This is a genomic window from Bacillus sp. COPE52 (genome assembly GCF_003355115.1).
Taxonomy (GTDB): domain Bacteria; phylum Bacillota; class Bacilli; order Bacillales; family Bacillaceae_G; genus Bacillus_A; species Bacillus_A toyonensis.
Window position 1 is genome coordinate 5295934 of the sequence record NZ_CP031292.1, and the last position, 24585, is coordinate 5320518.

22 protein-coding genes are annotated in these 24585 nt (G+C 34.2%); 6 read left to right on the forward strand and 16 right to left on the reverse strand.

The window, feature by feature from the left end:
- Window positions 1–11: 11 nt before the first annotated feature.
- The 6 genes from msrB to lytS all read right to left on the reverse strand — a co-directional run bounded on the left by msrB (window position 12) and on the right by lytS (window position 6208).
- A complete protein-coding gene (gene msrB / locus DPQ31_RS26850) occupies window positions 12–977 on the reverse strand; it encodes a peptide-methionine (R)-S-oxide reductase MsrB (RefSeq protein ID WP_208731249.1) in 966 nt (321 codons plus the stop codon).
- A gap of 91 nt (window positions 978–1068) precedes the next feature.
- Window positions 1069–2112: an AI-2E family transporter gene (locus tag DPQ31_RS26855; protein ID WP_001166005.1), complete on the reverse strand. Its 1044-nt coding sequence runs from the start codon at window positions 2110–2112 to the stop codon at window positions 1069–1071.
- A gap of 317 nt (window positions 2113–2429) precedes the next feature.
- On the reverse strand, window positions 2430–3122 hold the full coding sequence (gene lrgB / locus DPQ31_RS26860) for an antiholin-like protein LrgB (RefSeq protein ID WP_000168869.1): 693 nt from the start codon (window positions 3120–3122) through the stop codon (window positions 2430–2432).
- Window positions 3123–3156: 34 nt separating this feature from the next.
- Entirely contained in the window at window positions 3157–3588 is a 432-nt protein-coding gene (gene lrgA, locus DPQ31_RS26865) for an antiholin-like murein hydrolase modulator LrgA (protein ID WP_087969748.1), read from the reverse strand.
- Between the two features lie 132 nt (window positions 3589–3720).
- Window positions 3721–4461, reverse strand: a complete 741-nt coding sequence (locus DPQ31_RS26870) for a LytR/AlgR family response regulator transcription factor (protein WP_000921837.1) — start codon at window positions 4459–4461, stop codon at window positions 3721–3723.
- Complete coding sequence (gene lytS, locus DPQ31_RS26875) at window positions 4439–6208, reverse strand: two-component system sensor histidine kinase LytS (RefSeq protein ID WP_000933602.1); 1770 nt, start codon at window positions 6206–6208, stop codon at window positions 4439–4441. Before lytS ends, DPQ31_RS26870 begins: the two co-directional genes overlap by 23 nt.
- 327 nt (window positions 6209–6535) lie before the next feature.
- On the opposite strand from lytS, the gene DPQ31_RS26880 reads away from it, so the two are divergent.
- Complete coding sequence (locus DPQ31_RS26880) at window positions 6536–7831, forward strand: MFS transporter (RefSeq protein ID WP_208731250.1); 1296 nt, start codon at window positions 6536–6538, stop codon at window positions 7829–7831.
- A gap of 59 nt (window positions 7832–7890) precedes the next feature.
- On the opposite strand, the gene DPQ31_RS26885 is transcribed toward DPQ31_RS26880, so the two are convergent.
- Window positions 7891–9459 (reverse strand): BCCT family transporter, encoded by a 1569-nt coding sequence (locus tag DPQ31_RS26885; protein ID WP_001242400.1) that lies wholly within the window; start codon window positions 9457–9459, stop codon window positions 7891–7893.
- A 364-nt stretch (window positions 9460–9823) separates the two neighbouring features.
- Window positions 9824–10894, reverse strand: coding sequence for a nitric oxide synthase oxygenase (locus DPQ31_RS26890; RefSeq protein ID WP_000047638.1), 1071 nt, complete (start codon window positions 10892–10894; stop codon window positions 9824–9826).
- A 215-nt stretch (window positions 10895–11109) separates the two neighbouring features.
- On the opposite strand from DPQ31_RS26890, the gene sodA reads away from it, so the two are divergent.
- Complete coding sequence (sodA, locus tag DPQ31_RS26895; RefSeq protein ID WP_000094052.1) at window positions 11110–11736, forward strand: superoxide dismutase [Mn]; 627 nt, start codon at window positions 11110–11112, stop codon at window positions 11734–11736.
- An 88-nt stretch (window positions 11737–11824) separates the two neighbouring features.
- Here the strand turns inward: sodA and DPQ31_RS26900 are convergent, their stop codons facing one another.
- Both DPQ31_RS26900 and DPQ31_RS26905 read right to left on the reverse strand, forming a co-directional pair.
- Complete coding sequence (locus DPQ31_RS26900) at window positions 11825–12718, reverse strand: NAD-dependent epimerase/dehydratase family protein (RefSeq protein WP_106080654.1); 894 nt, start codon at window positions 12716–12718, stop codon at window positions 11825–11827.
- Between the two features lie 94 nt (window positions 12719–12812).
- Window positions 12813–13403 (reverse strand): AmiS/UreI family transporter, encoded by a 591-nt coding sequence (locus DPQ31_RS26905; protein WP_000542573.1) that lies wholly within the window; start codon window positions 13401–13403, stop codon window positions 12813–12815.
- A gap of 372 nt (window positions 13404–13775) precedes the next feature.
- Between DPQ31_RS26905 and DPQ31_RS26910 the strand changes: the two genes are divergently transcribed.
- Complete coding sequence (locus DPQ31_RS26910) at window positions 13776–14177, forward strand: hypothetical protein (protein WP_087969750.1); 402 nt, start codon at window positions 13776–13778, stop codon at window positions 14175–14177.
- Window positions 14178–14344: 167 nt separating this feature from the next.
- On the opposite strand, the gene galE is transcribed toward DPQ31_RS26910, so the two are convergent.
- Window positions 14345–15361 (reverse strand): UDP-glucose 4-epimerase GalE, encoded by a 1017-nt coding sequence (gene galE, locus DPQ31_RS26915; protein WP_000996156.1) that lies wholly within the window; start codon window positions 15359–15361, stop codon window positions 14345–14347.
- Window positions 15362–15582: 221 nt separating this feature from the next.
- Complete coding sequence (locus DPQ31_RS26920) at window positions 15583–16230, reverse strand: PAQR family membrane homeostasis protein TrhA (RefSeq protein WP_000995372.1); 648 nt, start codon at window positions 16228–16230, stop codon at window positions 15583–15585.
- A 164-nt stretch (window positions 16231–16394) separates the two neighbouring features.
- Here DPQ31_RS26920 and DPQ31_RS26925 point away from each other — a divergent pair, with 164 nt between their 5' ends.
- Entirely contained in the window at window positions 16395–16955 is a 561-nt protein-coding gene (locus tag DPQ31_RS26925) for a DUF1836 domain-containing protein (RefSeq protein WP_000427895.1), read from the forward strand.
- Window positions 16956–16997: 42 nt separating this feature from the next.
- Here the strand turns inward: DPQ31_RS26925 and DPQ31_RS26930 are convergent, their stop codons facing one another.
- Window positions 16998–18443, reverse strand: coding sequence for a DEAD/DEAH box helicase (locus tag DPQ31_RS26930; protein WP_097958152.1), 1446 nt, complete (start codon window positions 18441–18443; stop codon window positions 16998–17000).
- Between the two features lie 188 nt (window positions 18444–18631).
- Window positions 18632–19663 carry an acyltransferase gene (locus DPQ31_RS26935; protein WP_000827024.1) on the reverse strand — a complete coding sequence of 344 codons (1032 nt, stop codon included), beginning with the start codon at window positions 19661–19663 and terminating at the stop codon, window positions 18632–18634.
- 241 nt (window positions 19664–19904) lie between these two features.
- On the opposite strand from DPQ31_RS26935, the gene guaC reads away from it, so the two are divergent.
- Both guaC and pepF read left to right on the forward strand, forming a co-directional pair.
- The gene (guaC, locus tag DPQ31_RS26940) at window positions 19905–20888 is read left to right on the forward strand and encodes a GMP reductase (protein WP_000432439.1); all 984 of its coding nucleotides are present in this window, start codon (window positions 19905–19907) and stop codon (window positions 20886–20888) included.
- Window positions 20889–21025: 137 nt separating this feature from the next.
- On the forward strand, window positions 21026–22843 hold the full coding sequence (pepF, locus tag DPQ31_RS26945; RefSeq protein ID WP_208731251.1) for an oligoendopeptidase F: 1818 nt from the start codon (window positions 21026–21028) through the stop codon (window positions 22841–22843).
- Window positions 22844–23034: 191 nt separating this feature from the next.
- On the opposite strand, the gene DPQ31_RS26950 is transcribed toward pepF, so the two are convergent.
- Both DPQ31_RS26950 and rlmH read right to left on the reverse strand, forming a co-directional pair.
- The gene (locus DPQ31_RS26950; RefSeq protein ID WP_000713626.1) at window positions 23035–23913 is read right to left on the reverse strand and encodes a radical SAM/SPASM domain-containing protein; all 879 of its coding nucleotides are present in this window, start codon (window positions 23911–23913) and stop codon (window positions 23035–23037) included.
- Between the two features lie 181 nt (window positions 23914–24094).
- Window positions 24095–24574: a 23S rRNA (pseudouridine(1915)-N(3))-methyltransferase RlmH gene (rlmH, locus tag DPQ31_RS26955; protein ID WP_001027003.1), complete on the reverse strand. Its 480-nt coding sequence runs from the start codon at window positions 24572–24574 to the stop codon at window positions 24095–24097.
- Between the last annotated feature and the right edge of the window lie 11 nt (window positions 24575–24585).

A 24585-nucleotide genomic window follows, 5' to 3' on the forward strand; every position in this document is an offset into this window, starting at 1 on the left:
AATTAGCGAGGTTATTTTTTATCTCCAAACAAGATTAGGCAATCTCCATATCCCTCTTTCTCTAACTCCCCTTTTGGGATAAATCGAAGAGCTGCTGAATTTATACAATAACGAAGGCCATTTGGTCCTGGGCCGTCTGGAAATACATGCCCAAGATGTGAATCTCCTTCCTTACTTCTCACTTCCGTGCGCGTCATATTATGACTAACATCCATTTTTTCTTTCACACTAGCTGACATCACCGGTTTCGTAAAGCTCGGCCAGCCACATCTACTATCAAATTTATCTATAGAAGTAAACAATGGCTCGCCTGAAACGATATCTACATAAAGACCTTCTTCTTTATGGTTCCAATACTCATTTCGGAATGGTGGTTCTGTACCGTTTTCCTGTGTTACATGAAACTGCATCTCATTGAGTTTTTCTTTTAAATGAGTTTTATCCTTTGGCCAATGTTGCTTAATAAAAGCATCTCGTCCCGATCCTTTACGATATAACTCATAGCGGAATGTATTTTTCTTATGATATCCTTGATGATATTCTTCAGCTGGATAAAATGTAGCAGCTGGCAATATTTTTGTCGCAATTGGCTTTGAAAATCGCTCACTCTTCGCAAGTTCTTCTTTTGAAGCCTCTGCCTTTTTCTGTTGTTCTTCATTATGATAAAAAATCACCGTTTCATAAGACTGTCCACGGTCGTGGAATTGTCCGCCGACGTCAGTTGGATCAATCTGTCTCCAATATATTTGAAGCAACTCTTCATACGGCATTTTATTTGCATCAAATGTAATTTGTACCGCTTCATAATGTCCCGTCGTTTCTGAACAAACTTCTTTATAGGTTGGATCTTCTTTATGACCACCTGTATAGCCAGAAACGACCTTTATAATACCTTCCATCTCTTCAAATGGCGAAACCATGCACCAGAAGCACCCGCCAGCAAATGTAGCCAATTCTATCTTTTCATTTACAGCCATTATTTCACCCCTATTCTATATTCTTCTTACAGTATGGCATAAGAAACATAATGTTATAAAAGAAAAAGCATCGAATATCGATACTTTTTCTTTACTTCACTCTATTTTTTTCAATATCCCTCTCCATTTCATCACTCGTTACATCTAAAACATCTAATAAGAAAATGAAGATCGGAATACCGATAATAAGTCCCCACACACCTAAAAAGTGCTCTGAGAAAATTAATACCATAAACGTATAAAAAATCGGTAAATTTGTTTTTTGGGACATAAACTTCGGATTCAATACGTAACTTTCAAGTGCATGAATAACTGTTACGATAACTAAAATATAAACAACGTACATAATACCGCCGATATTGTAAGCAATCATACAAAGCGGGAATAACGAAATAATAACCCCAGCTACTGGAATTAAACCAAGTAAGAAGATCATTAACGCTAAACCTAATAATTGTGGAAATCCTAATATCCATAATGCAATAACAGATAAAACACAGTTAACAACCGCAATTAAAAATTGTGCTTCAATTACTTTTCCAAATGAACGTGCAAATTTCTTTCCGAAGTACTCAATTTCATGATAGAAAATTGCAAGCCTGCTTTCTTTAAACTTTGCAGTAAAAGCAACGATACGGGCCTTTTCCAACAAGAAAAATAAACTTAAAATTAAAGAAAGTAAAACTTGAAGACCGAACTTCCCAACATTCGTAATAGATTTATACAAAATGTCTACGCCTTGTCCTACATATTTCGAAAGTTCCATATGATTGACAGCATTAACCGCATACTTAATCAATTCACTATCCGGTGGATTTCTTAAAAATACGTTAAATTGATAAATCAATTGTGAAATTTGTATCGTTAATACTGGTAAATATTTAAATAGTGTAATAGCAATTCCACCAATTAACATTACGTATAGAAATGCTATAATGAGTTTTCGATTAATGGGCATAAAATTATCTAATTTGTGAGAAATAAACTTTTGGAATCGATCCATTAAATACGTAAGAATAAACGTAATTAATATTAAATTCAACATACTTTGCAACCCATATAACACGAGAGCAAGTATTACTAATACGAGTAACCTCTGAAATCCTTTGCTTTGAAACAGGTTTTTTATTTGCATAATCGACGAGTACTCTCTCCTGTCCTATAAAGTAAAACGTTAATAAGTAGATTTCTCTCTATTTTCTACCTATAATTTATTCATTCATATGAAGATGAGCTATCATATAATTCCTAAAACCATACAGTAGCTTACTTCTTATTTTACAATACAATGACCTAATTCAAAACGTATTCTACACAGTATTAATGAAGATTTAAGGAAACTTGCATTTTGCTAACAATAGGTCTTACCACTACTGTAACATAAAAAGCAAGCCATCAGTAGGAATGTGTCCTACAAATAGCTTGCTTTTCTCATTTTTTAAGTAAGTTTTACTATCCAATGAATGGCATGAACATCGGTATGACGACAACTGTTACAACCCCAACTACTGTTACAGCAATACTTGCCATAGCTGCCTCTACTTCACCCATTTCAATTCCTACCGCAACACCTAATGCATGACCTGCTGTTCCAAGTGCTAGACCTTTCGCAATTGGATGTTTCACTCTAAATGTTTTTAAAAATAATGCTCCTAATGCGTATACGATAACTGCGTTAAAAATAACTGCAAACGATGTTATGGCTGGAATACCACCAATACTTTCAGAGATTGGTAATGCAATCGCTGTTGTTGCTGCCTGTGGTAACATTGAATTCATTACTGCTGTATCTAAACCAATTGCCTTTGCTACAATGAATACGACAATTACTGAACAAATAGATCCAACCACGATAGCCGATAAAATTTGCCACCAATATTTTTTTAACTTATCAACTTGTTTATATAATGGAATGGCAAATGCGATTGTTGCTGGCTCTAAGAAGAAACTAATCATTTTTCCGCCAGTATTATATTCTTCAAAAGTAAAATTACCTACCTTTAGAAAGACAATCCCTAATACCATTGCCACGAATAACGGTGTAAATAAGAAGAATCCTTTTGAGTGCTTAAATAATAATGTGCCGATTCCGTATGCGATTAATGAAACGACGATTCCGAAATATGGAGTCATTGTACTTGCCATGTTCATTCCCCCCTAACAATATATACTAAAATGGTTACGCAACTTTTCCGTGCTTGCGTCCTTTATTGACTACTTTCAATTCTTTTGTATCTTTTGTTTCTTTGTCATCTTTTCCTAAAATAAATTGTGCAAATAACCCTGTTACAGCGAGTAAAATAATTGTTGCGACAACAATTACAGTTAGTATTTGTACAAAATATTGTCCCATTACACCAAGAGAATTAATAACTGAAATACCTGATGGGACGAAAAGGAATCCGATAATACCTGTTAAAGCTGTTCCGAGTGATTCAACCTGCTCTAATTTAATAACTTTTAAGCATAATAGACTAAATAAAATGACTAACCCGATTACCGATGAAGGCATCGGAATTGGTAAATGTGTTGCAATAATATTAGAAATTAACATAATAGCTGAGAATATGAATGCTTGTGATAAAAAACTATATACTTTTTTCTTACTCATTTTGGCCACCTCTTTCGATTTGGTACCTTTATTGTATAAGATGTACACGTTTTAGTAAGCGTTTACAAAACAGAGCGTCACATATACAGAATCAGTTACAAAAATAAGAGGATGAAATACAAAAGCTGCTTCTTAAATACGAAGCAGCTTTTTAAGTTCTTTTGCATATGTACGGCTAACAGGTACTTTTGATCCTTCTTTCATAATTAAATTATAAGTAGAATTGAACCACGGCTGCACTTCTGTAATATGATTAATATTTGCAATAAAACTACGATGAACACGCATAAAACTTGTTTGTGGTAACTTCTTTTCCAAAATTACAAGTGTATCGTGTGTTACATATGTTTCTCTCATTGTTTTTACTGTTACTTTTCCATCTACGAGTCCTACATATATAATATCTTCAATATTTACAAGTACGATTGATTCCTCAATTGGCAGTGCTAATTTATGCATCTCTGCTGTTACATCTGTCCCCTTTATTTCTTGCTTCGTTTCTATTTTCGCTTGTTTTTGCTTTTTATATTTCTTCAATGTCTGTACAATGCGTTCTTCATCGAATGGTTTTAAAATATAATCTAACGCATCTACTTCAAATGCTTGTAATGCGTATTGATCATAGGCCGTTGCAAATACAATCGCAGGAGGATTTTTCATCTTTTTTAATATATTTGCGATTTCAAATCCATTATCATCGGATAATTGAATATCCAGAAATACAATATCTGGTTTATGGTTCATTAGTTCCTCTAATGCGTCTTCCACACAATCAGCCTCACCAATTATCTCAACTTCTTTCGTTCTTTCTAATAAATATTTTAGCTCATCACGTGCTAACATCTCATCATCAACTACTAATACTTTTAACAACCCGTTCTTCCTCCCCTACTTTTTTTGGAATTATAAAGGTAACCTCCGTCCCCTTATTTAATTCACTTTGAATATGAAGCATCGTGTCTTTCCCAAATAAACCGACTAGACGTTCATTAATATTATATAAAGCTGTTCCAGTCCCTTTCTTTGATGAAACTACCATTTTCCCTAATTGTTCTAAACGTTCTATCTCAATTCCCTGCCCATTATCCTTCACTTCAAAGTGAACCATACCTTCTCTTTCAAACACATGCACTTCTACTTCGCATACTGGTTGTTTCTTTGGAAAAGCGTGCCGCAATGCATTTTCAACCAATAATTGAAGAACAAATGGTGGTACTAGAGTTGTCTTTAGCTCTTCCTCAATATACAGCTTTACTCCATACTTATTTGGGAACCTTGCTTGTTCTAGTGATAAGTATGCCTGTACATGGTTTAATTCTTGTTCTAGTGGAATCAATAACTGACGTGCCCCTTGCAAATTACAGCGGAAATACACACTAAGCTGTAATAATAACTTCCTTGCTTTTTCTACATCGGTTCGGCATAAAGCTGATACTGTATTAATCGCATTAAATAAAAAGTGCGGGTTAATTTGTGCTTGTAATGCTTTTATCTCCGCATCTTGCAATAATTTGCTTTGCAATTCAGCTTCACCTAATTCAAGTTGTGTAGAGAATATTTTTGCCAACCCTTCTGCTAATTCCTCTTCCACACGACTTAATTGGTTAGGATTTTTGAAATACAGTTTTAATGTCCCTATCGTATTTCCATGTGAAGTGAGTGGAATAACGATCGCCGCTTGCAAGGGACAACCTTCATGTTGACAATTAATAACCTCACGTGATTTTGCTTTCATTATTTTCCCTGTGTTTAACACTTCTTTCGATAAACCAGTTATTAAACTATGTGAAGGAATATGGTGATCTGATGCTAATCCAACATGAGCTAATATTTTCTCTGTATCTGTTAAGGATACCGCATCTGTTCCTGTAAAGCGGTGAATAATTTGTGCCACATGCTTACACGATTCTTCTGTTAAGCCTTGGCGAAAATACGGTAACGTTTTATCAGCAATACGTAATACCTTATGGGTCTGAAGTGCCTTTGCGTTCTCTTCCTGACGCAAAATAGCTTGTATCATAGAAAGTAAAATAAAACTTCCAAAACTATTTACAAGGATCATTGGTATCGCAATTGTTTTCACAATACTAATTCCATCCTCTACAATTAATAGGATCATAATCATTTCTAAAGAAACGATAACAACACTTAAAATTGCTGAAAACTTAGGTGTAATTGTACGGTTATATTTTTTGAAAATGTATCCGATATACCCTGTTATAATCCCTGCTAAAATAGAAGAAATTGCACAACTTAGCGCTGTCGTACCACCGAGCATATAACGATGAATACCAGCGATAACTCCTACCCCAACTCCTACGATTGGTCCACCAAGTAAACCACTAATACCCACACCCATAATACGTGTATTCGCAATGGTACTTGATGAAGAAACACCTTGTAGCCAATTTTCATTCATAATCGTATTTCCTGCTATTTCAATACCGGTGTAATTGCTTACAATTGTAAACACAGAAAAAATACAAATAAGCTTAAGCTTATCTACATATCCGTCCTGCCTATGGAGAAGGCGCCTAAACGTTTTAATATGAGAGAGTAAAAATCCTAAAATAACGATAAGTCCGACGCGTTCAATCATCATGAGTACTAAATTTAACATCTTTGATTCATTCCTTTTTATTTAGTTAGTTTTATTATGGGAAAATAACGAAGTAGGCGTCAAGAAGAATGAAATGTTTTTTGAAATATTTTACACATGGAAATCTCCTCTTTATTTGACAATGTAATAGAAGAGTGCTAAAAATAAAGTAATATCATACAGTCCTTTAACCCAACCCCGTGAGGTTGAGAAGGAAGTCGGAATACTATATACGTATGTTCTTTTTTAGAGATACGTATGCTTTTTGGGCCTTCTCATCATATCAGGTGAGAAGGCCTTTTGTTATTCTTCCATAGCGACTGTAGAAGAAAATAAGGAGGAATAATAATGAACATCACCACTGATGTACAAACAACAGAGGAGACGAAAGAGAAAAGATATAAAACACTGTTTGGTTCTGCACTAGGATACGCCGCAGAAGGTTTAGATATGCTGCTCTTATCTTTCGTACTCGTCTATATTTTAAAAGAGTTTCATTTAAGCTCTGTTGAAGGTGGGAACTTAACATTAGCTACGACAATTGGTATGCTAATTGGTTCTTATTTATTTGGGTTTATCGCTGATTTATTTGGTCGTATCCGTACAATGGCCTTCACCATCTTACTATTTTCACTAGCAACAGCACTCATTTATTTCGCAACAGATTACTGGCAATTATTAATTCTTCGCTTTTTAGTTGGAATGGGAGTTGGTGGTGAATTCGGAATTGGAATGGCCATCGTAACTGAAACATGGTCAAAAGAAATGCGTGCTAAGGCAACATCGGTCGTTGCACTTGGATGGCAATTTGGTGTTTTAGTAGCTTCACTTCTTCCAGCATTTATTGTCCCGCATTTTGGATGGAGAGCTGTTTTCTTATTCGGACTAATTCCAGCTTTACTAGCTGTTTATGTACGTAAAAGTTTAAGTGAACCGAAAATATGGGAGCAAAAACAACGATACAAAAAGGAATTGTTACAAAAAGAAGCTGATGGTATTTTAACAACTACTGAAGCAGAACATCTAAAACAAATAAAAAAATTCCCACTTAAAAAGTTATTTGCAAATAAAAAAGTAACAATAACAACAATTGGTCTTATTATTATGTCGTTTATCCAGAACTTCGGATATTATGGGATTTTCACATGGATGCCAACTATTTTAGCAAATAAATATAACTATACATTAGCAAAGGCGAGCGGTTGGATGTTCATCTCTACGATTGGCATGCTCATTGGAATTGCAACCTTTGGTATTCTGGCTGATAAAATTGGTCGTCGTAAAACTTTTGCAATCTATTATATCGGTGGTACTATATACTGTCTTATTTACTTCTTCCTATTCACAGATTCAACATTATTATTATGGGGAAGTGCATTGCTCGGATTCTTTGCAAATGGAATGATGGGCGGATTCGGAGCCATTTTAGCTGAAAACTATCCCGCCGAAGCTCGCTCTACAGCGGAAAACTTTATTTTCAGTACAGGACGTGGTTTAGCTGGATTTGGCCCTGTTATTATCGGTTTACTCGCTACAGGCGGAAATTTACTTGGAGCATTATCCTTAATTTTCATCATCTATCCAATCGGATTAATTACAATGTTATTATGTGTGCCCGAAACAAAGGGAAAAGTATTAGACTAAACGAAAAAGAGGAAGCATCTCATTTAAAATGCTTCCTCTTTTCAGTGTTTATTTATCATTTATTTTGATTTACTAGCTTTCTGGAATAAGAAAGCAGTTTTATCTTTTTCTTGTACAATGCCTTGCTTCAATGCTAATTCTCCTGCAACTTTAGGTGCCAGCCACAGCATCGGGAATAACAAAATTGATACCGGAACAGCTGTCACTACAATGAAAGATTGTAATGCATTAATGCTTCCTTCTCCCATATATAAAAGAATTGCTGCAACTGCTCCCATAATAAGCGACCAAAAAATTCGCAAGCTAATTCTAGGATCTCCATCTCCAGTCACTGCCATTGAAATGGAATAAGCCATTGAATCTCCTGTTGTTACTACAAATAAAATTGTTAATAAAAGAAATGCCGGTCCAATAATATTAGATAGTGGCAGTTGCTCTGTAATTGCAATCATAGCTGCTGGCATACCAGATTCACTTAAAGCGTTCGATATAGATCCAGGCTTCATTAATTCATAAAATACACCCGATCCCCCCAATATAGTGAACCAGAACGTTGTAATAATAGGTGCAATAATTCCAATTGCAACGATGATTTCGCGAATCGTTCTTCCTCTTGAAATTCGACTCACTAAAATTGCCATCATTGGTCCATATCCAATAAACCATCCCCAGAAAAAGATTGTCCAAGATCCTAACCAACCTGTATCCCCGCGGTATGTGCTCATTGGTATAAACTCATTTATATAAAACCCAAACGAAGAAACAAATGAATCAATAATAAATCCACCTGGTCCAAAGAATAACACAAACACCATCAATAAAATCGCTAGTTTAACATTTAAATCACTTATTATTTGAATCCCTTTATCAATACCCGTTACCGCAGATATAGTAGAAACAGCTACCACACAAATAATAATTGCTAATTGAGTAGTAAACACGTCGGAAATTCCGAATAATGCTTGTAAGCCATAACTTGCTTGTAAGCCTAAAAATCCGATCGGACCAATTGTTCCTGCAGCTACTGCAATAATTGCAAATGCATCAATCATCGTTCCAAGCAAACTCTTTCGCAATTTCTCTCCAAAAATAGGATATAAAAGCGTACGAGGTTTTAACGGCATACCTTTATGATAATGTCCATACATCATAACTACCGCACTAATTGTACCTAAAATCGTCCAAGCTAAAAATCCCCAATGCATATAACTTTGTGCTAAAGCAGGCATGACTGCTTCTTTCGTTCCAGCAGATATACCTTCATGTATCGGTGGCACCGTCATCAAATGGTACATTGGCTCTGCCGCTGCCCAAAAAACGCCACCTCCGGCAAGTAGTGTAGACATAATAATAGCAAGCCACTTCGCCGTACTAATCTCAGGTTTTTCTAAATTACCTAGTTTGACCTTCCCATATTTCGAGAATGCCATACACATCGCAACAATAAATGTACCTAACAATAAAATCTGCCAAAAAGCCCCGAAGTACTTAATTGAAAATGCAAAACTGCGATTAATAGCTCCCTCTACATAACCTTTATTTAAGAAAACTGCGATTACAAATAATAAAAGCGAACCACCACTAATAAGAAATACAGGCCAATCTGTTTTTTGATTCTTCATCCTCATTTACACATCCTCCTTCCTCAGCAATCTAAAAAAACAACTTTATTATGTTTTCTTGTTTAAACCCAAAACACAATTACTATATAAATATAATAATTCATCAATTTTCCACATACTTATGTTGTCCCTAAAAATATGCTAAATCCCTTATTTAAAAGAAACATTCTATTCCTCTTACATAAAAAAGCAAAACAAAAGACCTTATATGTCTATAAGGTCTTCGAAACAGAAATTTGATTATAACATAAGGAACTCCCTGGTTCAAAAAGCTCCTGCCAAAAATAACCGAGAGTAAAGGCTTCCATTTGCTACATAACAGTAATTAAAAAAATTTTATATTTTACAGGAAATCCCCCTATACTAAATATTATTTATGAAAGAAATTTGGCTTCAAAATATCATTCGGATACGGTTTATGATAAATATGAGTGGCAGCTGGCGATAATGGCGGTATTAACCATACCCAATTTCCTGTTACAACGCGACCACAGGCAGCTTCTTGCTTCTCAAATTGCTGAAATTGTTGTGCAGCAGTATGGTGGTCAACAATACTAATTCCTTGTTTTTTAAATGAATATAATACAGCAATGTTCAACTCAATTAATGCCTTGTCTTTCCATAACGTGCTATTTCTTGATGTATCTAAATTCATCATTTCTGCAACTGCTGGAAGTAAATTATAACGATCCTGATCAGCTAAGTTCCGAGCTCCAATTTCCGTCCCCATATACCATCCATTAAACGGAGCTGCCGTATAAGAAATACCACCAATCTCTAAACGCATATCTGAAATCATCGGCACTCCATACCATTTCACTTCTAAAGATGAGATTGGGTAATCTGGATGCTCAATTGGTACTTCTTTTACTTCTTCTTTTGGAATTTCTTTATATATAGGCTCTTTTCCATCAACAGAAAATACAAGCGGTAATACATCAAAATTCGTACCTTCTCCTTGCCAGCCAAGTTCCTGACAAAAATCCGTAAATGTAGCGGAATGAGAATCACCGATTACTCCCATTTCTGTTTTATATCCTGCATATCGAATTAATTGATGATTATAAATTCGTATATTATTTTCTTCACTTTCATATTGCTTAAAAATTGTAATTGTCGGTTTAACTTTCCCGTCGTTCGTTGCATATTTAATGTGATGAATTAACGCATTATATACACCTTCTTCATCATTCACTTCACGTGCATCTAATATGTGCATCTTACTCCAGAATAACCTTCCAATACATCTATTACTATTACGCCATGCCATTCGCGAACCATGAACAAGTTCTTCAAATGTATGCTCATACGTTCCCGTTCTCTCTATTTCCATGTGAATTTCTTTTATACGCTCTTCTATGAATTGCTCTTTATTAAGCTCTTTATAGCAAGTAGTAATAAAATTACTCGCTTCCTCTATTAATTGTTTCGTTTTACTCATAAACAATCTCCTTCTATTTCAACAAACGCTACTAATTTACAGTATAAGCAAAAAGGATAATAGTCACAAACGAAAGTGAAAGTGTTACTTTTATTGTAATATTTTCAGAAAATTATAGAAATCTCTCTTGACTTCTATGAAAAATAAGTGTATTTTTGACTCAGGTAAAATATTTTTACCTAGACCAACTTTTAAACTAGAAAGGAGGTAATATTATGTCTTCATTTCAATTGCCAAAGCTTTCATATGACTATGATGAATTAGAGCCATATATTGATAGCAATACACTTTCTATTCATCACGGAAAGCACCATGCGACATATGTAAACAATTTAAATGCTGCTTTAGAAAACTATACTGAATTACATAATAAATCTTTAGAAGAGTTACTATGTAATTTGGATGATTTACCAATGGAAATTATTACAGCAGTTAGAAATAACGGTGGTGGTCATTATTGTCATAGTCTTTTTTGGGAAGTGATGAGCCCTCGAGGTGGCGGCGAGCCTAATGGAGACGTTGCAAAAGGAATTGATTATTATTTCAATACCTTTGACAACTTAAAAGACCAACTGTCCAAAGCGGCCATTAGTCGTTTTGGAAGTGGATATGGATGGCTTGTTCTTGACGGTGAAGAACTTTCTGTTATGAGTACACCGAATCAAGATACACCTTTGCAAGAAGGGAAGATCCCGTTACTCGTCATTGATGTATGGGAACATGCCTATTATTTAAAGTATCAAAATCGGCGCCCAGAGTTTGTTACCAACTGGTGGCATACAGTGAACTGGGACCGGGTAAACGAGAAATATTTACAAGCAATTCAATCACAAAAACATTAGTCGTGCGTATAAGGTAAATTTGGTAATGTAAAATCAGTATTGTCGAAATCCTCCAGAATCCCCCGGATTGCCACCGGGGGATTTATGATTACTTCATTGTATTTATGTAATGGCGTAAAATATTTTTCATTTCTAGTTTCAACTCTCGGAATGGAAATCCCAATTCACGAGCCTTTTCATTATGTAACGTACAATTAATTACTTCATTATAAGGCGCTTTATTATCTCCTACTTCTTGAATGAGAGCTTTTATCCCCGTATTTTCTTCTATGAAACGAATAACTTCTCTGGTAGAAACTACCCCGTTGCTACAAGCATTAATCGGCCCTTCTATGTTTTTCATCCCACACCAAGCTAAAAACTCTCCTGCTTCTTTCTCATGTATAAATGCCAAATCTCCATCTACATGATCCACAACGATAGGCTCTTGTTTCACAACATGTTCAACGTAAAATTGTAATCTTTTCGTATAATCATTTTCTCCAATAACAACTGGAAAACGCACTGCAACAACTGGGAATGCTGCATGTTGAAATACAACTGCCTCAGCTAATCTCTTACCTTCACTATAATTAAAATCATTCCTATCTCCATACGTGATTGCATACTCATATGGATTAAAGTCCTCTTCTAACAGACCTAGCGCAGGCTCATAGACAGCCATTGAAGATGTCATAATATACTTCTTAGTTTTTCCTTTTAACACTTCACATGCTCTCTTCGCTGCATTTGAGCTATAGCATAAATTATCGTATACAATATCATAACTTTTACCTTCTAAACGCTTTGCTAGTTCTTTTTCGTCTTCTCTATCTACGATGATTCTTTTTACTGCACTTCCAAAGGAATCTTTAGTAACTCCCCTCGTCGCAATCGTTACATCATGTCCAACTTGCAACAGTACTTCTACTAAATGTTTACCAAAAAATCTTGTTCCCCCTAGTACCAATACTTTTTTCACCTTCATCATCCCCGTTTTCATAAATTGTAAAATACTACCTCCCTTATTATAAATGCTAAAATAAAAAAACATGGAATCAGTTTAACGATTCCATGTTTTTTCTACATATGACGCATTAACGTACTCGATATTTAAAAATACAATAACAGAAATATAAAATAGAAATTACTGATACATAAACCCATAGTTCATATACAAATCCCTCTCCCCAAACTCCCATAAAATAAAAGAGTGAAGGCAGTGTCAATGTTACCCATGATTGTACGAAAGCAATTCTTCCAAGATATTGATTGATATTCTTTTTTTGTGTATTTAATACAAAGAATAAATACCAAAGTAATGCCCACATAAACCATGTTAACGCATTAACAACATCGTTGAATTGAACAAATGAAACGACCATATAGAATAAAGCAATAATCGCTACCCAAATACAGAACCATCCTAGACCACTACTATCCATTCCCTTTATAAAAGTAACACCTACATATAAATAAGTTAATCCAAATAAAAAGGTAGCTGCATATGAATATACCGTCCAATTACTTTGATCAGAAATCATAATCAAATAGAACGGAATGATAATTTGTAATGCCCCCACAAATAAATTAAAAACACCTGCGCTTTTCATCTCTGCTTTTCCTAATATAACAAGACTATTTAAAAATAAAGCTGCACCTGAAAGTAATAATCCTACATAACCCATATATATTCGTGTGAAAATCTTATCTTTTCACACTTTTAACCTCCCCACACTTTAAAGTGATACCTATATTATTTTTCTTCCCATTTAAAACTACATACATAGTTTTTCATCTGAATAAGTCAGACTTCCTACCTTAAAAAAGAGCAAACTTAAAACGCTTTCAATAATAAATAAACCTATCAAAATATGCAATAGGATTCCTTGATTATAAACGGACTCTAACAAGGATACAAGTGTTGGAATACTTTTCAATCATACGTTTTTAATTTCTATAAAAAATGAATAGAATGATACATTTTCCCTATCTCATTCTACTAATGCCTAGCATAAAATATAGTACAATCATATCATTTTAAGGAAGGTTTGATATTTATGCCTCTTCATTATCCAAATCAACCTGTTTTTCACTCCACAGGTGTATTAACAAGAGAGCCTGCAACTGTTTCAGCAGTAGTAAACATTGTAAATTTAGATGCATTTTACGCACACTATGTAAGTATAGAGGTTTGGGATTGGTCTAACTATTCTAATCCTGTAAAATTACCTGTACTAATTGGTGAAAATGCGGAAGTAGTATTTCCATATATTTTACAAGGGAACAACTTAGCAGTTTTTTATGCTAATTTAGGTGACGCTGTTGACTTGTATGAAATTCGTATTTCTTATCCTAGCCACTCCCATATTATCGCAAATTGTTTTGGACGAAGCATACCGCCATACGCAAGCCAAGAAGGTAATACCGTATATCATAAACAACTTGTTCGAATTCATTAAGTTCTCTTTCCAAATCACCAATTTATAAAAGCATTCAATAGATTAAATTCCTATTGAAGTGCTATGGTCAGTAATACTCTCTTTCATTTTCTTTTCCTCAACGAAAACTATTACTGACCTTTGGTTCCTTTATTATACATAAATACAATAAAAATAAAGTATCCTCCTTAAATCATTTGATAGCCATTTTTATTATTTACCTGCCATCTCCAAGAATCTAAACACATTTCTTCTAATCCATATTCCGCTTCCCATCCTAATTCTCGCTTCGCTTTAGATACATCAGCAAAACATATCGCTACGTCCCCAGGACGACGCCCGATAATTTTATAAGGTATTTTTTTGCCCGAAACCTTCTCAAAAGCATTAACCATCTCCAATACACTATACCCTTTCCCTGTACCAAGGTTATATGCATCTATTCCTGTAGTTTCAAGCACTTTCTCAAGTGCCTTTACATGTCCTTTTGCAAGGTCAACAACGTGAATATAATCACGAACACCTGTCCCGTCTTTTGTTGGATAGTCATTTCCAAATATATTTAATTCCTTTAACTTCCCTACTGCTACTTGTGTTACATATGGCATTAAATTATTAGGAATCCCATTTGGATCTTCTCCAATACGACCACTTTGATGCGCCCCAAATGGGTTGAAATAACGAAGTAACGCGATACTCCATTCACCATCAGCTTTTGCAACATCACGCATAATTTGCTCTATCATTAACTTTGTTTGCCCATATGGATTTGTCACGCTTAATGGAAATTCTTCCGTAATTGGTGATGTTTTTGGAATTCCATATACAGTTGCAGACGAACTAAAAATAAATTTTTTCACATTATGTTTTTGCATTACATCACATAATATAATCGTACTTATAATATTATTATAATAATATGTAAGCGGAATTGTAGTAGATTCCCCAACTGCTTTGAAGCCAGCAAAATGAATAACTGCTTCAATGTTATTTCCCAAAAAAATCTCATTCATTTTTTCACGATTTAAAACACTTTCATTATAAAATTTAAATTGTTTCCCTGTTATTTCTTTTACTCGGTTTAAAGACTCTATTGAACTATTTGAAAGATTATCTACGACTATAATTTTATAATTATTATTTAATAATTCTATACACGTATGACTACCAATATATCCTGCTCCACCCGTTATAAGTATCGCCATATATATAGTCCCCCACTTATCATCAATTATAAAATTTTATAATCTCAATACACATCTATCCTATCATATTCCAAGATATAAATTCTAAATATTTTAAATTTTCTTTTATATAAAAAGCTACATAACCTTTAAGTTATGTAGCTCTTCAACATCTATATTTTTCTATATCATTTTTTATTACCCAAAAATTTTAGTAAAAGCTATCCAAACGTTCTGATTTGTTAAATTACGTAACAATATACACTTAAAAAGTGTGCCAGGCTTCCTAATAATACGAAAACATGAAAAATTTCATGGTGTCCCATATATTTAAACTCCAACCATTTTGGCTTAGCACCATAAATAAACCCACCAATTGTATAAAAAATACCTCCAAGTATTAAGAAAAGGATACCTCCTGTACTTAAATTCTCAGCTAGCGGTACAAAGAATAGAACAATTAACCAACCCATCAGAAGATAAATTCCTGTCGATAACCATCTTGGGCAATTAAACCAAAACATTTTAAAAACAATACCACAAATCGCAGTTGCATAAACCAAACAAAATAGTAGTAAACCATTTGCCGAACTTAATGTAATTAAGCAAAAGGGTGCATATGTACCTGCAATTAATATAAAAATCATAGAATGATCTAACTTCCTAAAGAAATAAATAACACGTTCACTGGCTACAACACTATGATACACAGCTGATGCCATATAAAGGACCATCATCCCAATACCGAATAAAATAACAGCTGTAATTGCAGCAAAAGATGGCATCTTAACAGAAACTTTCACAAGCATAGCTAATAATGCAATAAATGCTAATACAGCTCCTCCTAAGTGAGTAAATGCATTAACCGGTTCTCTTACATAAGCATTCATATAAACACCCCTCATATAATTACATGTAGTTTTAATAACTACATGTAATTATATACGCATTATTTATACTAGTCAACATTTACAATTCACTTGTTTCGTAATACCATATTTAAAGATATACTAAACATTCAGTTCCACTAAGTTATAAAAGTGAGGGGTTTTACGTGGAAAATATAAATAAATTACTTGAATCATTACATTTAGAAAAAAATATTAAACTTGAGGATATCCCAAATGTCGACTTATATGTAGACCAAGTTGTTCAACTATTTGAGAATACTTATGCGGATACAACAAGAACTGATGATGAAAAAGTATTAACAAAAACAATGATTAACAATTACGCAAAAGGGAAACTATTCATCCCTATTAAAAATAAAAAGTATTCAAAAGAGCATATGATTTTAATTAGCTTAATTTACCAATTAAAAGGAGCCCTTTCCATTAATGACATAAAAAGCTCCTTAGAAAATATAAATGTACCTTTACTAAACGATGATACATTCGAATTAAATACTCTCTATAAAGATTATCTTGCTCTTACTGAAACCAATGTGGAAACCTTTAACCAGGACGTAAATAACCGTATTAGGGAAGTAAATGAGATTTCCTCCTTAGAAGATCAAAAGCTAGAAAAGTTTTTATTACTAACATCCTTCGTGACGATGAGTAATATGTACAGACGATTGGCAGAGAAGTTAGTGGACGATTTAAAAGAATCGTAAATAAAAAAACTATCCACCTGTTACAGTGGATAGTTTTTTTATTTACTTAATTGCTTCATGGACTTTTAATTGTTTCCCTTTAATCGTTGTAGTTTTCATGGTCTTTAAAACAATTGGTCCTTTTCCATTTAATATTTCAACGTAAGAAACATTGTCCTGTATCGTAATAATTCCTATATCTTCTGCTGTAACACCTTTAATTTTAGCAATTGTGCCAACAAAATCTACCGCTCTAATTTTCTTTTTCTTCCCACCATTAAAGTACAGCTTCATAATCCCTTTATTTAAGTCTGCACTTTTATCTTTCTTTATAATTGGTTTAGCATGTATTTTTTCCTCAAATACTGCCTTCCCTTTCATAACCTCTTCTTTTGAAGGTGCATATGCCTTTGGAATTTCAAAGCCGATGTACGCCTCAATTTCTTCTAAAAATCTATTTTCATACGGAGTTATGAATGTAATAGCTTTTCCTTTATTGCCAGCTCGTCCCGTTCTTCCCGTACGATGTACATAACTTTCTTTTTCTAACGGAATATCATAGTTAATAACATGTGTAATATTATCAATATCAATTCCTCTAGCAGCTACGTCTGTTGCTACTAAATAACGGAACTTTCCTTTTCTAAAATCGTCCATAACTTCAAAACGATCTTCTTGCACCATACCACCATGTATTTTGTCACAAGGATAGTTAACACGGTTTAACTGTCTAAATACGTGATCTACATTTTCTTGTGTACGGCAAAAAATAATACAACTATCTGGATTCTCAATTGTTGTTACATCTTTAAGAAGTGAAAGCTTCTCCTCTTCTCTCGTCTCAAAAAGTGTATGTTCAATTTTTTCTGTGGTAATCCCGGCAGCCTTAATTTCAATATGCGTTGGCGAATCCATATACGTACGGGATAACTTTTCAACATCTTCTGGAAGTGTTGCCGAAAATAGCATTGTCATTCGCTGTGTAGGTAATTCATCAATAATTGCCTCTACTTGATCAATAAAGCCCATATTTAGCATTTCATCTGCTTCATCAATGACTAAATACTTCAGACATTCTAAAGAAAGGGTACCTTTTTCAATATGATCTAACACACGGCCAGGAGTCCCCACTACGATATGTGTCTTTTGTTTTAACTCTAATTTTTGACGTGCAAATGGAGACTTACCATAAACGGCCGCAGCCTTAATTCTTTTGAAGCGGCCTATATTCGTAATATCTTCTTTCACTTGAACAGCAAGTTCTCTCGTCGGCGTCAAAACTAATGCTTGTGGCTTATTCTCTTCCCATTCCACCATTTCACAAAGTGGAATACCGAATGAAGCTGTTTTTCCACTTCCAGTTTGCGATTTTACAACAAGATCCTTCTTTTTCAATGCAACTGGAATAACCTCTCCTTGCACTTCTGTTGGATGTTCATATCCTAAACCAGTAAGTGCTCGTATTATTTCTTTACTTAATGCATAATTACTAAATTCTTTTTTACTCATATACTAACCTCATTTGAATTTTATATTTAAATAACTATACTCTCCATATTTAACGTCAAGTTATACCAAGATACTATATTAAATCAATGTTTTCAATTCATTTAAGTTTCAATTTATCTACGTATAATTCTTAAATAATAAAGGACAGCCTTAATTATAAGTCTGCCCCTCTAAATTGTATTCATCTTTTATGGAACTAATTTTTTTACAACTGGTATTCTTTGCAATACTAAAGTAATTACCATACTAAGAACAATTGTGATTGTTACATTAATAGGTATTGCCAATATTGCATGTGCATGTTCATTCACCTTTGGAAATACTCTGTACAGATAGTTATTTAATAAGAAAAAGTGAAGGATATAAATACCAAGGCTCGCTTGATTTATACCGCGTAATACAAATGGTAATTTTTTTTCTGAATTTCCGAAAGAATATTTAAAAAATACAAATAAGCTAATTGCCATAAGTACAACACCTGGAGAAAAGTATCCATACCAAAACTGATCCAATTGTCCGTTTGCCTGAACTGTATAATAATATGTAACAAAGAATGTAATAATAAATCCTACAATTCCTCCAATGTAAGCAAAATTCCTCCACTTTTTCACAATATCATAATTGGATAAATAATAACCAAGCAGGAAATAGCCTACATAATTTGTAACGTAAAATAATTCAATATTAAAGTTGATAGGATAATAATATTTTGCCAAATTAACGACAACAGATGCATATAACCATAAAATTAAAAAATACTCTATCTCTTTCTTTTGAGCATTCTTCACAAAAATTTTCAGTAAAGGTGTAATTAAGTATATCCCTACAATCATGTACATGAACCATAAATGTCCACCAATACTATCTGTTAGAAAATATTTTATCCCCTGTTTTATAGAACGTGGGAAATATCCTGCATAAGCTCCGTATAAATAAAATAAAACACTCCAAGCTACAAAAGGTATAATTACCTTACTTGCACGTTTCTGTATAAATTCTCCAATAGAAATATCTTTCGTACCCTTTAATAATAAAGCTCCACTAATCATCACAAAGATTGGAACGCTAGCGCGTGAAAGTGACTCAAAAAGATTCCCAGACAACCAACGCGAAACGTTATTTGCATCCAATGTGGAAACATAACCAGCGGAGACATGAATTGTAACTACTGCGATTGTCGCTAACACACGCAACCAGTCCATATACACTAATCGTTTCATTAATAGCTCTCCTAAATTTACATATTTGATTTTTCCTATACCACACATAATTTTACATTAAATCATGTTATGTTAAAACAAATTTTGACGATATAAACCTACAGTAGACTTAAATCAACTTAATTTTTTTATATAAACATTAAAACCTTTGACTTATTAGTGAAAATAATGTAAATTATCCTTTGGACGAACATTTTCAAACGAAACAAATAAAATATTCGTATTTTAGGGGGTGTAAACGATGGAAAACGTATTTGACTATGAAGATATTCAATTAATTCCTGCAAAATGTATTGTAAACAGTCGATCTGAATGTGATACAACTGTCACTTTAGGAAAACATAAATTTAAATTACCTGTCGTACCTGCAAATATGCAAACGATTATAGATGAAAGAATCGCAACTTATTTAGCTGAAAATAATTACTTCTATATCATGCATCGTTTCCAGCCAGAGAAACGAATCTCATTCATTAGAGATATGCAATCACGTGGATTAATTGCTTCAATCAGCGTTGGTGTTAAAGAAGACGAATACGAATTCGTACAACAATTAGCCGCTGAGCAACTTTCACCTGAATACATTACAATCGATATCGCACACGGTCACTCTAATGCTGTGATCAACATGATTCAACATATTAAAAAACATTTACCAGAAAGCTTTGTTATCGCTGGAAACGTTGGAACTCCAGAAGCGGTAAGAGAATTAGAACACGCTGGCGCTGACGCAACAAAAGTTGGTATTGGACCCGGTAAAGTTTGTATTACTAAAATTAAAACAGGCTTTGGAACTGGTGGTTGGCAGTTAGCTGCACTTCGCTGGTGTGCAAAAGCTGCAAGTAAGCCGATTATTGCTGACGGTGGTATTCGTACACACGGTGATGTAGCTAAATCTATTCGATTTGGGGCAACTATGGTTATGGTCGGTTCTCTATTCGCTGGTCATGAAGAGTCTCCAGGGGAAACAATCGAAAAAGATGGAAAGCTTTATAAAGAATACTTCGGTTCAGCTTCTGAATTCCAAAAAGGTGAGAAGAAAAACGTTGAAGGTAAGAAAATGTTCGTGGAGCATAAAGGTTCTTTAGAAGACACTTTAATCGAAATGGAACAAGATCTTCAATCTTCTATCTCTTACGCTGGTGGAACAAAATTAGATGCTATTCGTACTGTAGATTATGTTGTCGTGAAAAACTCTATTTTCAACGGTGATAAAGTATATTAATTCTTATATTCAGCTCGAAGGACAAGCATGTGTATGCCTGTCCTTCTTTTTTATGTATAAAACCGTTAAATATTTTTATTTTACTGAATTTTCTAGTATCATATTTTTAAATACTTAAAATAAGGGGGCTATAATAAATGAAAAATGTAATTGAAAATCGCCTTATTCGCGCAGAAGTTCCTACTGAACTAACATGGGATCTTTCTGATTTGTATAAATCTGATACCGAGTGGCACGCTGCATTAAACGTATTAGAAAATGATATACAGAAACTTGATGCATTTAAAGGACGCTTGCATACTAGCTCCACTACTTTACTAAATTGCTTACTTATAGAGGAAGAGCTTTTAATGAAATTAACAAAACTGAGCTCATATGCAAACCTAAAAGAATCTGCTGATCGGACAGATCCAGTTATTCAAGCGAACTCTTCCAAAGTTTCTGCTCTAGGAACGAAAGTACATACAGCACTAGCCTTTATTCATAATGAAATTCTCTCATTTGAAGAAGGCACGATTGAAAAATATTTAATTGAGGAGATAAAACTCAACCCTTTTCGTAAATCATTACTAGAAGTGCTGAGCAAAAGGCAGCACACTCTTTCACCTGAAACAGAAGAAGCACTTGCTGCACTTGGCGAAGTTCATAGTTCTCCATACAAAATTTACGGCATGACTAAATTGGCCGATATGGGTTTCAATCCTATACAAGACGAACAAGGAAACGAATTCCCTTTGTCATTTGCATTATTTGAAAGCAATTATGAATTCTCTCCAAGCGCATACATACGTAGAAAAGCATATGAATCGTTTGTTTCCACTTTGAAGCGATATAAAAATACAGTTGCCACAACATATGCTACTGAAGTAAAAAAACAAGTGACACTTTCTCGTTTACGCAAATATGAATCCGTTACTCATATGCTTTTAGAGCCGCAAAAAGTTCCACTTGAAATGTATAACAATCAACTTGATATTATTTATAAAGAATTAGCGCCTCATATGCGCCGTTTTGCAGATTTAAAAAAGAAAGTATTAGGACTCGATCAAATGCTTTTCTGCGACTTACATGCACCTTTAGATCCTGAATTTAATCCAGCAATTACTTACGAAGAAGCAGGCAAACTCATTCAAGATTCTTTAAAAGTATTAGGAGATGAATATAGTTCCATTATCGAAAAAGGCTTCAAAGAAAGATGGGTAGATCTTGCAGATAATGTAGGCAAATCAACAGGAGCATTTTGTTCAAGTCCATATGGTTCTCATCCATATATTTTAATTACATGGCAAAATACGATGCGCGGATGCTTCACATTAGCACATGAATTTGGTCATGCTGGGCATTTTTATTTAGCAAATAAAAACCAGCGCATTATGAATGTACGTCCATCTATGTACTTTGTTGAAGCACCATCAACAATGAATGAATTATTACTAGCCCAACATTTACTTGCAACAACTAACGATAAGAGAATGCGCAGATGGGTCATTCTACAACTACTTGGCACATATTATCATAACTTTGTTACTCACTTACTTGAGGGCGAATACCAACGAAGAGTATATACTCTAGCAGAAGAAGGACAAGCACTTACAGCTAAAAGTTTAACCGAAATAAAAACAAATGTCCTTTCTACATTCTGGGGGGATTCTGTAGAAATCGATGAAGGTGCCGGCTTAACTTGGATGCGCCAACCTCATTATTACATGGGCTTATATTCTTACACGTATTCCGCAGGTCTAACTGCATCTACCGCAGTAGCCCAAATGATTAAAGAAGAAGGGCAGCCCTCCGTTGATCGCTGGTTAGATGTACTTCGCGCTGGTGGTACAATGAAACCACTTGAATTAATGAAACATGCCGGAGTAGATATGTCAAAACCAGATGCAATCCGTAAAGCTGTTTCTTACGTTGGCTCCTTAATTGATGAATTAGAGCGTTCTTATCAAGAATAAAGTGAAACTTTAATCAGTGGGGGGTGTCCATCCCCCACTGATTATTAGTTGAACCAATCGGGCTTTTACGGGCAGTTGATTCCCTACCTAACTTCTTTGCTTCCGCTGAATTTTGAGGTGGGGATCTTACTGCCCGTTAATGCGGGATAAAAAAATAAGCCCTCGCTTCTTTATGAGGGCTTATTTCATATTTACTTTCCAAACCTTTTACGGTATCCACATTTCCTACATAACTCTTCGACTGCAACTCTTTTCGAAAATCCATCGACAATGTTTGTTGCTCTTTCACCTTCTATAATGTTAGAAAATGAATCATTATTAATATTCCCAAGATTAATAATCCCTTCACCGTCTAAACAGCAAGGAATAACCGTTCCATTTGCTAAAATACCCGCTTGATTTCGAAGACCATGACAGAATCCTTTTCCATCATCCTCTTCTTCATGCAATGCCGGCCATTGAAATTCATAATCTTGATTAATAAAGACACGTTCCGCAATTTTTATACCTTTTCCTGGTGTAAGCTTCTCTTCAATTTGATAAGGCAGATCAAACTCATTTTCAATTATGGATAATAGCTCTCTATTTTTCTGGATTTCAGCATTTGTCTTATTATCCTGAGTTAAATTCCATAACCTTAGCGAAACAATTAAATCTGATTGACTTGTTGCTTCCCTAATGAAGGCAAGTATACTTCTTACATAGCCCTCTTTATCTTGCGAACCTGGATGTCCATCAAAACTGTGCAGGGAAAAGTTCATTTGTCTTAGAGCAGGCTTATTTAACAGTCTATGCCTTCTCTTATTAATTAACGTTCCGTTCGTTGTAATATTAACTTTAAATCCTTTTTCATGGCTTAAATCTAGCAGTTGATCTATTTTTGGATGGAGCAACGGCTCACCCTTCACGTGCAAATAAATGTAGTCTGTGTGAGGTTTAATTTGGTCTAATCTTTTAGCAAAATCCTCCACAGAAATGAATTGCTTCTGCCTTTCCGTCGGCGGACAAAAGCTGCACGCAAGATTACATACACTTGTAATCTCTAAGTAAAACTTCTTAAACTTCTTCACCTTTAATTCCTCACTTCTCTGACTACTTATAATTTTTTCCTCTTCATATTACAGCATACTTTTTTAGAAATAGAAACATACTTATTTTAGGAAATCTGCATACCACCTATTAATGTTTAAAAGACCATCGGTGATTTTTATCCAATGGTCTTTTTTACTCTTTTTATATACAAATGGAAATTTACTTATGATATGGTTCACCACGATTAATACGAAACGCTCTATACACTTGCTCAAGCAATACTAATCGCATTAATTGGTGTGGTAATGTCATTTTTGAAAAAGAAAGAGATTCATTGGAACGCTTCATTACTTCTGAACTTAGTCCAAGTGATCCACCAATTACAAAGGCAACTTTACTCTTTCCATATGTAGCAAGACGATCTAGGCTTACTGCAAATTCTTCTGATGACTTTTGTTTTCCTTCTATCGCTAATGCGATCACGTGCGTATCATCAGAAATTTTATCCAGTATACGTATACCTTCTTTTTCTTTTACAATTAACATTTCTGCTTCACTTAAATTTTCTGGTGCTTTTTCATCTGGCAATTCAATTACTTCTACTTTTGCGTACGCAGATAATCGTTTTAAATATTCTGCTATACCTTGTTTTAAATACTTTTCCTTTAATTTTCCGATTGAAATAATCGAGATATTCACATTTATTCCCC